9 protein-coding genes and 1 pseudogene are annotated in these 12,530 nt (G+C 62.3%); 8 read left to right on the forward strand and 2 right to left on the reverse strand.

Translation table 11 applies throughout. The annotated features are described in order from the left end of the window. A partial coding sequence (locus tag CWO89_RS31495; protein ID WP_130582405.1) for a BA14K family protein occupies positions 1-303 on the forward strand: 303 nt, incomplete at its 5' end. A 209-nt stretch (positions 304-512) separates the two neighbouring features. Then, positions 513-917, forward strand: a complete 405-nt coding sequence (locus CWO89_RS31500) for a response regulator (RefSeq protein WP_130582406.1) — start codon at positions 513-515, stop codon at positions 915-917. A gap of 122 nt (positions 918-1,039) precedes the next feature. On the opposite strand, the gene CWO89_RS31505 is transcribed toward CWO89_RS31500, so the two are convergent. Then, positions 1,040-1,936 carry a DMT family transporter gene (locus tag CWO89_RS31505; RefSeq protein ID WP_130582407.1) on the reverse strand — a complete coding sequence of 299 codons (897 nt, stop codon included), beginning with the start codon at positions 1,934-1,936 and terminating at the stop codon, positions 1,040-1,042. 796 nt (positions 1,937-2,732) lie between these two features. On the opposite strand from CWO89_RS31505, the pseudogene CWO89_RS31510 reads away from it, so the two are divergent. From CWO89_RS31510 to CWO89_RS31535, 6 genes and pseudogenes are all read left to right on the forward strand, one after another. Continuing rightward, a pseudogene (locus CWO89_RS31510) lies at positions 2,733-6,493 on the forward strand (vitamin B12-dependent ribonucleotide reductase). Between the two features lie 103 nt (positions 6,494-6,596). Next, positions 6,597-7,550, forward strand: a complete 954-nt coding sequence (locus CWO89_RS31515) for a toll/interleukin-1 receptor domain-containing protein (protein WP_130582408.1) — start codon at positions 6,597-6,599, stop codon at positions 7,548-7,550. A gap of 105 nt (positions 7,551-7,655) precedes the next feature. Further along, positions 7,656-8,177, forward strand: coding sequence for a hypothetical protein (locus CWO89_RS31520; protein WP_130582409.1), 522 nt, complete (start codon positions 7,656-7,658; stop codon positions 8,175-8,177). A gap of 152 nt (positions 8,178-8,329) precedes the next feature. Continuing rightward, positions 8,330-8,641: a DUF262 domain-containing protein gene (locus tag CWO89_RS31525; RefSeq protein ID WP_130582410.1), complete on the forward strand. Its 312-nt coding sequence runs from the start codon at positions 8,330-8,332 to the stop codon at positions 8,639-8,641. 566 nt (positions 8,642-9,207) lie between these two features. Beyond that, on the forward strand, positions 9,208-9,921 hold the full coding sequence (locus CWO89_RS31530) for a hypothetical protein (protein ID WP_130582411.1): 714 nt from the start codon (positions 9,208-9,210) through the stop codon (positions 9,919-9,921). 253 nt (positions 9,922-10,174) lie between these two features. Then, a complete protein-coding gene (locus CWO89_RS31535) occupies positions 10,175-10,708 on the forward strand; it encodes a hypothetical protein (RefSeq protein ID WP_130582412.1) in 534 nt (177 codons plus the stop codon). A 397-nt stretch (positions 10,709-11,105) separates the two neighbouring features. Here the strand turns inward: CWO89_RS31535 and CWO89_RS31540 are convergent, their stop codons facing one another. Then, positions 11,106-12,026 (reverse strand): DMT family transporter, encoded by a 921-nt coding sequence (locus CWO89_RS31540; RefSeq protein ID WP_130582413.1) that lies wholly within the window; start codon positions 12,024-12,026, stop codon positions 11,106-11,108. Positions 12,027-12,530: the final 504 nt, after the last annotated feature.

Below are 12,530 nucleotides of genomic sequence, written 5' to 3' on the forward strand. Positions count from 1 at the left end.
GGTGGGTATCGGCCCGGCTGGCGCGGCGGCTATGGTCACCGCGGCTACGGAGTTTGGCCCGGCGTTGCTGCAGGCGCCGTGATCGGCGGCGCGCTCGCGTCGAGCGCCTATTACGACGACTATTATGGCGGCTATGGATACGGAGCGGGCTACTACGACGACGGCTACTACGATGACAGCGCTGCGGTTGCGGTCGCGCCTGGCGGCGGTGACGTCGCCTACTGCCAGCAGCGCTACAAGTCCTACGACCCGGCGTCGGGCACCTATCTCGGCTATGACGGTCAGCGTCATCCCTGCCCCTGACCGGCTGATTCTTCTTGCGTGAGAGAGGGCGGCGAAAGCCGCCCTTTTTTGTTGAGAGGTTGCCTTCAGTTTCGCGAACGTGAATTAGCTCGCAAGCGAATCTCATATGCACGGCATCTTGCAGACGTGCTATCGCGCTTGCGCCTTAATCAACGAGTCGGCCGTGCGGGTCGGCATCCGCAGATATCATCTCAACAAAAGGATCCGTCGTGCCGCGCGTTCTCGTGGTCGATGATGACCCCATGGTGTGCGCCGCCATCGAGGTCTGTCTGAAGCGCAAGGGTTTTGACGTCACCGTCGCCGACAGCGGCGAGGCCGGGATGGTCGCGCTCGAGGATCGAGGCTTCGATGTGATGCTGATCGATGTCTTCATGCCGCATATGAGCGGCTTCGAATCGATCCGGATCTTTCATGAGCGCGCGCCCGACATCCCGATCATCGCGATGTCCGGCTACGCCTTCGCCAACGCCGAGCGAGCGCCGGATTTCCTGCGCATGACCCTCGAGCTCGGCGCCGCGCGCTGCCTGCGCAAGCCATTCACACCGGAGGCGCTGATCACCACCGTCAACGAATGCCTCGCTCAATCAGCGGCATCGTCCCGCCTCTTGAAGTAACGACACAAGGCGGTCGATCAGCTAGAGCATGATCCGGAAAAGTGGACACCGGTTTTCCGAAAAGATCATGCTCAAGCAAAAAGATAGAGCGGGGTGATGATTCGAAGAAAGATCATCACGCTCTAGGACCGTGTGGCCAGCACGACGGCGGCGAGCGTGAAGACGAGCGCTGCGACCTGCGTCGGCCCGAGCGGCTCGCCCAGCGCGATTGCGGACGCCACCACGCCGATCACGGGGACCGCCATGGTGCCGATCGCCGCGATCGAGGCCGGCAACCGCCTGAGCGCGGCGAACCAGCTCACATAGGCGATGCAGAACTGGATCAGGATTGAATAGACGAGCAGCCACCAGCCGAGTGTCGTCACGCGATCAAGATGCGAGGTCTCGATGAGAAGACCGACCACGGCCACCGGCAGGCAGCCGAGCCCAATCTGCCAGGCCGCCGCCGGGATCGGCTCCATCTTCAACGGCAATTTCTTCGCGAGCACCGCGCCGAGCGCAAAGCCGAAGGCGCCGATAATCGCCATGATGATCCCCGGCAGCTTTTCGCGGCTCGCAGCAATTCCGTTGCTGCCCATGATGGCGGCGAGCCCGGCAAACGCCATCAGCAGCGCGATCGTGCGGAGCAGCGTCGGCCGTTCGCCAAGCACCGGCCAGGCCAGCAACGAGGCCCAGACCGGCATGGTGTAGGCGATCAGCGCGGCTTCGCTGGCCGGCAGCCAGAGCAGCGCGAGCCCCATCAGCACCATCCAGCCGGTGACGTTCAGTAGCGACGCCAGCATCAAGCGCAGCCACATCGCGCGCCCGACCGACAGGCTCTGCCCGCGAACGACCGCAAGCACGGCCAGCAGCACGGCCCCGACCACGCCGGTCGCGCCGCGCAGCGTCAGCGGCGGCAGCTCGCTCAGCAGGTACTTCGTCACCGGCCAGTTGAAGCCCCAGCCCACCGAAGTGACGGCGAGGAACAGGAAGCCCGCAGGCGCGAGTCGGCCGCGCGCGGTCGGTTTTGATTCTGTCATGGAGCCCGGCAGGGAATGGAATCGGCGGCGACCATGCCTTCGATTTGGGCGGCGGACCACGGGCCCGCCAGCATGCCTGCCCGTAGTTTCTCCGTAAGCTCACGTGAGTCTTCGGAATTCAATCCATCAGGCGCCAAAAATACCTGCCCTGTGAAAAGCGGGCGAAGCCGTTGTTCCACAGCACCCATGAGATTTTTTTCTCTTGGGAATCCCTGAGGACTCACTGATACTTGGCCGGATCACAGGCGCGGCATGCCCCCTGTTTTCCTCCCTTTTCCACCATATTTAGTATTTGATTCAGAAACTCGTACTAATCCTTGACGAGCGTCACGGACTTGGCCTAGCTTTCTTTTTGTTCGGCGCGAGTGTGTTTCGGGTCCCCGCCGGTCGCTCCCAAAAGGGTCCAGAACGACCACTCCGTCAGCCGAACAGGCTGCGGGTGAAGGGCTTTGCTGCCCGCGATTTCGGAAATTCCTCCCGGAATTTCCCGGGCATTTTGGGACGCCAATAACGGGCCGGAAGAGGCCCATTGGTGACCTGTCGCGTTACGAGTTTTGAGGCGTTGAACGCATGACCCGAACGGTCCGCTTGGGCCGGTCAGGGACATGCCGTCGCCGGATCGGTACCAGCCGATACCGGCGATCGAGAGAAACAGGCCGGTCCACCGGCTGAGCTTGCGGGGCTCTGGCCCCCCACCCTTTGGACGGAAGGATGGGACCAGGGGCTCGCTCTAGGAATAACATTTCCGGATCACCCCTGCGGCAATGGGGGCCGGGCAGAAGACGGGGCACGACGCATGCTTATCGAACGGCGCAACACCACGGCCGGACAATCTCCCTACGCCGGGATCAATTTCAGGCTGACCACGTCTGAGATCCGCAATCCCGATGGCTCCATCGTGTTCCGTGCGGAGAATGTCGAGGTGCCCGAGTTCTGGTCGCAGGTCGCCTCCGACGTGCTCGCCCAGAAATATTTCCGTAAAGCCGGCGTCGCTGCGCGCCTGAAGAAGGTCGAGGAGGAGACTGTCCCTGCCTTCCTGTGGCGCTCGGTGCCCGACACCGAGGCGCTGACGCTGTTGCCTGAGAGCGAGCGCTATGTCGGCGAGACCTCGGCCAAGCAGGTGTTCGATCGCCTCGCTGGCTGCTGGACCTATTGGGGCTGGAAGGGCGGCTATTTCTCCTCGGATGAAGACGCCCAAGCCTTCTTCGACGAGATCCGCTACCAGCTCGCAAAGCAGATGGTGGCGCCGAACTCGCCCCAATGGTTCAACACCGGCTTGCACTGGGCCTACGGCATCGATGGCCCCGGCCAGGGCCACTATTACGTCGACTACAAGACCGGCAAGCTGACCAAATCCAAGTCGGCTTACGAGCATCCGCAGCCGCACGCCTGCTTCATCCAGGGCATCGAGGACGACCTTGTCAACGACGGCGGCATCATGGACCTCTGGGTGCGCGAGGCGCGCCTGTTCAAATACGGCTCCGGCACCGGCTCGAACTTCTCGCGCCTGCGCGGCGAAGGTGAGAGGCTGTCCGGCGGCGGCCGCTCGTCGGGCCTGATGAGCTTCCTCAAGATCGGCGACCGCGCCGCCGGCGCGATCAAGTCTGGCGGTACCACCCGCCGCGCGGCCAAGATGGTCGTGGTCGATATCGATCACCCCGACATCGAGACCTATATCGACTGGAAGGTGAAGGAGGAGCAGAAGGTCGCCGCCCTCGTCACCGGCTCCAAGATCAACCAGAAGCACCTGAAGGCGGTGCTGAAGGCCTGCGTCAACTGCGAAGGAAGCGGCGACGACTGCTTCGATCCCGAGAAGAACCCTGCCCTGCGCCGTGAGATCAAGCTCGCGCGCCGCGCCATGGTGCCCGACAACTACATCAAGCGGGTGATCCAGTTCGCCAGGCAAGGCTACAAGGACATCCAGTTCGACGTTTACGACACCGACTGGGATTCGGAGGCCTATCTCACCGTCTCCGGCCAGAACTCCAACAACTCGGTGTCGCTGAAGGATGATTTCCTGCGCGCTGTCGAGACCGACGGCGACTGGAACCTGATCGCTCGTACCAACAGGAAGGTGACGAAGACGCTGAAGGCGCGCGATCTCTGGGAGAAGATCGGCTACGCCGCCTGGGCCTCGGCCGATCCGGGCCTGCACTTCAACACCACGATGAACGACTGGCACACCTGCAAGGCGTCCGGCGACATCCGTGCGTCCAATCCGTGCTCGGAATACATGTTCCTGGACGACACCGCCTGCAACCTGGCGTCCGCGAACCTGCTCACCTTCTACAGCACCACGACCAAGCGCTTCGACATCGAGTCGTACGAGCATCTGTGCCGGCTCTGGACCATCGTGCTCGAGATTTCGGTCTTGATGGCGCAATTCCCCTCGAAGGCGATCGCGGAGCTCTCCTACGAATTCCGCACGCTGGGCCTCGGCTTCGCCAATATCGGCGGCCTCTTGATGACCATGGGCCTCCCCTATGACTCCAAGGAAGGCCGCGCGCTCTGCGGCGCCTTGACCGCCGTGATGACCGGCATCGCCTACAAGACTTCGGCCGAGATGGCGGGCGAGCTCGGCACCTTCCCCGGCTACAAGAAGAACGCGGCCCACATGCTGCGGGTGATCCGCAACCACCGCCGCGCCGCGCATGGCAACGCGGCCGGCTATGAGGCGCTCGCGGTCAACCCGGTGCCGCTCGACCACGCCTCCTGCCCGCAAGCCGACATCGTCACGCATGCGACCAGGGCCTGGGACGATGCGCTCGCCCTCGGCGAGATCAACGGCTATCGCAACGCCCAGACCACGGTGGTGGCGCCGACCGGCACCATCGGCCTGGTGATGGATTGCGACACCACCGGCATCGAGCCCGATTTCGCGCTGGTGAAGTTCAAGAAGCTCGCCGGTGGCGGCTACTTCAAGATCATCAACCAGGCGGTGCCCGCCGCGCTGCGCGCGCTCGGCTATCGCGAGAGCGAGATCGCGGAGATCGAGGCTTACGCCGTCGGCCACGGCTCGCTGTCCAACGCGCCGGGCATCAATGCCTCCACGCTGAAAGCCAAGGGGTTCACCGACGAGGCGATTGCGAAGGTCGAGAAGGCGCTGCCGACCGCCTTCGACATCAAGTTCGCCTTCAACAAGTGGACATTCGGCGAGGACTTCATCCGCGACACGCTCGGCATCGGCGCGGAGGCGATTGCCACCCCCGGCTTCACCTGCTCTCGGCGATCGGCTTCTCCAAGCGCGAGATCGAGGCGGCGAACGTCCACATCTGCGGCGCGATGACGGTGGAAGGCGCCCCGCATCTGAAGGCCGAGCACTATCCGGTGTTCGACTGCGCCAACCCCTGTGGCAAGATCGGCAAGCGCTATCTCTCGGTCGAGAGCCACATCCGCATGATGGCGGCAGCGCAGCCGTTCATCTCGGGCGCGATCTCCAAGACCATCAACATGCCGAACGACGCCACGGTCGAGGACTGCAAGTCCGCCTACCTGTTGTCCTGGAAGCTGGCGCTGAAGGCCAACGCGCTCTACCGCGACGGCTCAAAACTGTCGCAGCCGCTCAACTCGCAGCTCATCTCTGATGATGAGGACGAGGACGATGCGGTGGAGGCGCTCTACGAGAAGCCGATGGCCGCGCGCGCCGCGCAGGTGTCCGAGAAGATCGTCGAGAAGCTGGTCGAGCGCATCGTCGTGATGCGCGAGCGCGAGAAGATGCCGGACCGCCGCAAGGGCTACACCCAGAAGGCGGTGGTCGGCGGCCACAAGGTCTATCTCCGTACCGGCGAATATGACGACGGCCGCCTCGGCGAGATCTTCATCGACATGCACAAGGAAGGCGCCGCGCTCCGCTCGTTCATCAACAACTTCGCGATCGCGGTCTCGCTCGGCCTGCAATACGGCGTGCCGCTCGATGAATATGTCGACGCCTTCACCTTCACCCGCTTCGAGCCCGCGGGCCCGGTGCAGGGCAACGACTCCATCAAGTACGCGACCTCGATCCTCGACTATGTCTTCCGCGAGCTCGCGGTGAGCTATCTCGCCCGCTTCGACCTCGCCCATGTCGATCCCAACGAGAGCGGCTTCGACGCGCTCGGCAAGGGCGTCGAGGAAGGCAAGGACCCGGAGGGCCCGCAGCACCAGGCGACGAAGTACCTGTCACGCGGCCTCACCCGCTCGCGCACCGACAACCTCGTCGTCATGCGCGGCGGCTCGACCGCAGTCAGCCAGACCACCGACAACGCCCCCGCCGGCGGCTCCCGCGTCACCGCCCTCTCCTCGCAAGGCGCGACGTCCCGCATCTCCGACACCCTCGAAGGCGCGGTGGCGCTGAAGCAGGAGACGGAGCACGACCTCTCGCCGGCGGAAAAGGTGGGGCACTGGAGCAAGGCCGGCACCGCCGCTGCCGTCGCCCCGACGAAGGCGGAACGCCGCGCTGAGGCGAAGGCCAAGGGCTACGAAGGCGAGATGTGCTCGGAGTGCGGCAACTTCACGCTGGTGCGGAATGGGACGTGTATGAAGTGCGACACGTGCGGCAGCACGACGGGGTGTAGCTGACTAGGATGCAAGAAGAAGAACGGCGCAACTTAGCGCCGTTCTTTATTCGAGCGAACAAAACGAGAAAATCGTAAAGGGCGTAAGTCAACGATCGGGGCTGAAGATGTCTAAGGCATTCATATCGTACTCCCATCGCGATGAAAAAGCGCTGCAGCGACTCCACGTTCATCTCGCAACTTTGAGACGAGAGAAGAAAATCTCGGCTTGGTACGATCGTGAAATCTTGGCTGGCGCAAGCATCGATGACGAAATCATTTTGAACCTAAGCGAAGCGGATATCTTTCTGCCTCTTGTGAGTCCGGACTTTCTCGCTTCGAACTATTGTTACGAGCAAGAAATGGAAAGGGCTCTTGAGCGTCACGCCGCGAGCACTTTGCGTGTTATTCCGGTCATTCTTGAACCTTGCGACTGGAAATCAACTCCGCTTAGCAAGCTTAAGGCACTTCCAAAAGACGGGATCCCGATTTCCACCTGGACGAACGAAAACGTTGCCTATCTTGATGTAGTAACAGAATTACGGCGCCTCTGTTCGACGCAAAAGCCGTCGAAATTAGGCGTTGCCGATGAAGGTGAGTCCCCACCCATGGCTCCGCCTCGTGAGCCGAGACGCTATCGACTAAAGAAGGAATTCGATGCCATTGATCGCGACGAATTTCGCGAGCAGGCATTCAGATCAATTCGAGACTTTTTTCGGCAGTCGATCGATGAACTCAATGGCATCGATGATTCCATTCGAGCCCGCTTTGAGCAAATGAACGATCTGTCATTCTCTTGCACCATCCTCAACAAGGGAAATCGAGACCGCGAAGCTCACATCACTATTCATGCGGATACTGGCGAGTCATTCGGTGGAGAGATTTCATACTCGTACGGACGTCGCGCACCAGCAAATACAGCTAATGGATTTGTTTACGTAATGGCCAGCGAATACGAACTTTATCTAAGACTTGATACCTTCATGACTCGATCGAGGGACGACGAGCAACTCTCAGCTGCTCAAGTTGCGGACGCATTGTGGCGTGAATTCACATCTCAAGCGGGAATCGATCATGAGTAGGCTAATCAGATATCATTGCCTTGAATACAGAGAGAAAAATCGTCCGTATGGAGCGGTGTCCAAAGTGCGGACGTTCCGGCCTCAGGCGCGAATGAAGGGATAGACATGGTAGATGTATTCCCGGCTCCTTCAACCGTTTCATTGAAGGACGCCACGGCCGGTTCTATCGTTGGGATCGCGCGGTATGACGGCGTCAAGTGGGCGTTGGTCACAGACCATTCCTCCAATGGAGTTCGATCGTTCGTTTGGTTGAACGCAACGTTTCAGGATCGTTCGCCAGTGATATTTGCTGAGAATTGGCAGAACAATCCGTCCGTTCTGCAATACGCATCGAACGCGCGTTTCGAACTCGATGATAAGTTAGACCCTACAGGTCACAACTCATGGGAAACTCCCGGCGTCATCGTATCGATTGGAAGCGAGCTGCTTATTCGTGCGGCTCCCCACGATAATTTCTACGGCGGCAACTACAGACTGGTCAATATTCGAAGCGGGTCTGTGTACTCAGATCCTCTCCCCAACCCTTTGTGGACGTTTCTATCTTGGCAGCTATGGCAGAGGGACCCGGAACGCCGGCACGACCTGAAGCTCACTGAGTTCAACGCGACAGCAAAACGCGCGACCTAACTGGAGATTTCGGTCGACATCGCCTCGCGGTACGCACGCAGAGCATCGCGACGTCGTAGGGGCTTGTCACGATAACCACGGGGCTTCTTGCTTGCTAAGCCATTTTCTCGCGTGCATTGCTGCAACTTCTAAGGAAAACATCTGGGGGATTCGTGGCCGAGTCGCTAAATATCCGCAAAATCATTGAGGAGCTATCGGCGGGGCGCATGCGCGTCCCAAACTTCCAGCGCGGTTTCGTCTGGGATCCGGAACGCGTCGCCTACCTGATGGATAGCATCTACAAGAGCTACTGTAAGAGGATGGGCGACGACATCGAGGACATCGAAGAGGCAAATTTCCTCCCAGCCTCGACATGGGAGGACAACTTCGAGAAGTTCGTCGAAGACCGCTCGGTTCTTCTGGGCACCTACACCGCACAACTGCTCAATGGTGGGACAGTGCCTAAGAAGAAGAAAGGCGCGTAAGCATCCGCCCCTCCGGTCGAAAAAGCGTGCCACGCCTTCAGCCGGACCGGCGATCCGGCGACCAGCGAATTCGGAGACGCCAAGCCGATCCGCAAATTCGGCGACTTACCGGACGATCTGAGCGCACTGCGAGACCGCGAAGCTCGACTGGGTGCTCAACGAGATCGCCCCATGCGCGGACAGATCCGCGCCCAGGAGCGCGAGATACGGATGCTACAGCGGGCCTGCGTCCCGACGGCGGCGGAGCTCCTGCTGTCACGCATGCGGGCGAAAGTCGACGACCTCTGTCGGGAGCGCGACGCGCTGCGAGAAGGTGCGCCCTCACTTCTCGGGCGGTCTTAGTGGGCTGTTCACCCACCCTCGGGCGGCTGGGTCTTGCAACGGGTCATCACAACTCGTGCAGACGTACCGCTCATGGCCTCTCTCGTCGGCGACCAGCTTCATCGGCTTGCCGCACGCTGGATACGGCTTCCGACCGGATAGGCCGCCACCATCGTGGATTTCCCCTGCATCCGGAGTCTAGTACGGTTGCCCAGGAGTTGAAGCGGATCGCGGAAAGTTGCTGTGTGACACGGGCGCTCGGGCGCCTGCAGGCGCGGAGTTGGGCCACCCTAGCGCCCATCGCCCACCGAGGAACGAATCCTCGTCTTGCGGCCTTTCTTGCTGGGAACAAACCTTCAGCGGGTGCGCGAATGAGCCTCATGCGTGTTCTGTTCGAAACTCTCGTCAAGGCGGCCCTGTTCATCGGGCTCGATCTCTTCCTGCGCCGATTCCTTGGGCCGGCCGCCAGCAATCTTTGCGCCGTGGCCGGGTTCGGGTTGTGCGAGGTCGTCCGGCACGCCGGAATCGATTGCGTCGTCAATTTCCTCGCGAAGAACCGGCGTGAGATAGGCGAGTTCTTGGTCGGAATCGCGGTGTTTACGCTCGCCATCTGGGCAGGAATTCTGCTGTTGTGGTTGCAGCTCCCGTACCTCGCGTGGCCGCTCATGTTCTTCGGCGAAGCCGCGATACTCGCCTGGATGTTCGAGAAGAAACGGGAGGATATCATCGGGTTCTCGTTCGGAATTCCGATGGTTACGGCCCCTCTTTGGGTGGGAGGTCTGCTGTTGTGGCACCAGCACCCGTTCATTGCATGGCCGCTCATCTTCGTTGGCGAGCCCGCGATGCTGGTTTGGGTGGCGAACCTTCCCGACCCCAAGAAGGGCTCGAAACCGCCTTCGACGGGCGGGCCTGCTGGCCCGCCGGACGCCGGGACGCCGGGCGCCGTGGCGCCCGCATGAGCGGGCCACTCAAGGCTATTCCACCGTCTCCCCCGTCACGTCGTCCTCGCCGAGCGCAGCCCGTAGGGCGGATTAGCGTCAGCGTAATCCGCCGCTCACTCTCCGTACGTCGGCGGGTTACGCTTCGCTAACCCGCCCTACGCACTGAGGCTCAGTCCCAGGGAACCCCTCTGCGTCGGAGGCGTTTGAAGCAACGGGCGGGCGGGAGCCGTATCACGACCTCATCGTCGCTTCGGCAAGACAGGAGAGCACGATGAAACGAATGCTCATCCTTGCGGTCACCCTGTGGCTTGGCGTGTCTGCCACCGCTCACGCGCAAGTGAGTTCGTCGGTGGGCACGCAGCCGACCCCTCAGGTCAGTGCTCAAACCGGCGCGCAGGTCAACTCCCCGACCAACGCGGTGAGCACGGCGACCGGGGCGATCGTGCCATCCGGCCAGGGAGTGACCGGGGCAACGGGAGGAAGCTTCAGTAGCGTTGCGCCCGTGGCGGTGCCCTGTCCGGCCGGCGTATCGCTGAGCGCCAATCTGACAGCGTTCGGCTGCGCGTCCGATCCGCTCGGCGCCCCAACCTACCAGATTCCGGCGGAGGCAGGCGCTACCGCGGTGACAACGGGACCAGTGGGCGGCATTGGCGCCAACACGCGAACCGTCACGCCCAACGCCACGTCAGGCGCGGGTGGCGCTGGCGGCGGTGCCTCATCGAGCTCGCGCTGTCTGGGCGCGATACCGTCAACGGCCGGCACCGCCGGCTCAGCCGATCTCTTCGGCGGCATCGGCGGATGTTAGGCGCGTTCTCGTAAACCGGATTCCGCCGCTCACTCTTCTCAGGTCGGCAGGTTACGCGGAGCCTGTCATCGGGCCGCGCCAAGCGCGGACCCGGTGGCTAACCCGCCTGACGCTGGCGTTGCCGCTGACGGCCGCAAAAGGCAACCCGATCATCCCGGTCCTGAACCACTGCAAGTGTATCGGGTGCAGTCCTGGTAGACGCCCCGACACTCGAACGATGGTAGCTGTTTCAGATGACGGCAGTCGCGATATCGCGCACGACAGGCATTCACGCATTGCTGCTTGGCGATCTGAGCGGTTGCCAATGTATCAGCGCCTAGGGCGGATTAGCGCAGCGCAATCCGCCGTTATCAGCCAAAGCGGCAGATTGCGCCTTCGGCTAATCTGCCTGCGCCCTCTACCGCTGCCGCTGCGCCAGATAGAATCCGGACAGCACCACGACCAGCCCCGTCGCCTGTAGCGCGGTTGGAGGTTCGCCGAGCAGGAGCCAGCCGACGAGCAGGGTCAGCGCCGGCACCATCGCCGGGAAGACGGCGGCGCGGGCGACGCCGAGAAGCTGGACCGAGAATGCGAACAGATACAGCGCCGCGGGGCCGGCCAAGATCCCCTGCCCCAGGGCCTGCAGCGCGTTTTCGCCGAGGCCCAGCGCCACCACGCGGCCGAGCCCGCCGGATGCCGCATAGACCGGCAGCAGCAGGAGCGACAGCACGCTGATGACGGTGGCCGCGGAGAAGGCGGAGACGCGCCAACGGCGCAGCAGCGTGGCGAAGACCGCGAACATCAATCCGGTCAGAACGAAGATCAGGTCGCCCAGCACGCCGTCGGGCCCGATATGGCCGATCGATTCAGCCCCGATCACGGCAAGGCCGCCGACGATGACGACCGCCCCCAACACCCGCGAAAACGAAACCCGCTCCTTCAGCAAGGCGGCGGCGAGAAACAGGCCGCCGAGCGTCGCGCAGGAAGGCTGGATGAGGCTGCCATGCCCCAGCGGCACGAACAGGAATCCGGTATAGCTGATGATCGACATCACGGGTCCGCCGAGCACCATCAGCACCAGTCCACGGCCCCATCCGATGCCGCAGAGATTGCCTAGTCCGGCGCGAAGCACGAGCGGCAGGAACGCGATGCCCGACCACACGTAGCGATGCATCAGCAGGTCCGCAGGCGTGAATCCGACTTTGAGCCCGTGCCGTGTCGAGACGAAGCCGAGCGCCCAGCACAACGCCGCACCAAGGCCGCAGGCGACCCCGAGCAGGGCCGGTTTCGCATCCGATTTCTGGGTTGGAGCATTGGCGCCGATGGTCGGCTTGGTCATCGCCGACGCTTACGTCAGCCGCCACAGCGGATCAACCCACGGCCATGCAAGGCTGACGGGCGCATGGGCCGATTGGCGCCCTGCTATCGTCATCGTCATTGCGCGGAGCGCAGCGACGAAGCAATCCACGCCTCCGCTTGCGGAGCTGTGGATTGCTTCGAGGAGCCTGCCATCGGGCGGCGCTGCGCGCCGTCCTGGTGGCTCGCAATGACGATGTGGTTGCGTTGGGTGCGACATAACAACCCGACGGGCAAATCAGGACGAAAGTCTGTCCAGCCCTGACGCGAAAAACATTCCGCTTCCGTCGTCGGGCAAATCAATGATTTAACTCCGCGCGTCTCACCCGATGAGAGGGGCGTTGCGCAACGTCACGAACGCGCGGTGAGATGCGGTGGACGCGACGGCTCGCGAAAGACGAGCGCGGTTGTTCGCGGACGATGAAGTCGCGTGGTCCTGGCGCCCCGACGCTGGCGCTAAGTCCTTTCGGGATGGAAACATCGCTGA

The sequence above is a fragment of the Bradyrhizobium sp. Leo170 genome (genome assembly GCF_004296405.1).
Taxonomy (GTDB): domain Bacteria; phylum Pseudomonadota; class Alphaproteobacteria; order Rhizobiales; family Xanthobacteraceae; genus Bradyrhizobium.

Bases quoted from the DNA above. Each gene is read 5' to 3' on its own strand.
- CWO89_RS31505 (WP_130582407.1), bottom strand. From the start codon at position 1,936: ATGACAGAATCAAAACCGACCGCGCGCGGCCGACTCGCGCCTGCGGGC.
- CWO89_RS31515 (WP_130582408.1), top strand. From the start codon at position 6,597: ATGTCTAAGGCATTCATATCGTACTCCCATCGCGATGAAAAAGCGCTG.
- CWO89_RS31520 (WP_130582409.1), top strand. From the start codon at position 7,656: ATGGTAGATGTATTCCCGGCTCCTTCAACCGTTTCATTGAAGGACGCC.
- CWO89_RS31535 (WP_130582412.1), top strand. From the start codon at position 10,175: ATGAAACGAATGCTCATCCTTGCGGTCACCCTGTGGCTTGGCGTGTCT.
- CWO89_RS31540 (WP_130582413.1), bottom strand. From the start codon at position 12,026: ATGACCAAGCCGACCATCGGCGCCAATGCTCCAACCCAGAAATCGGAT.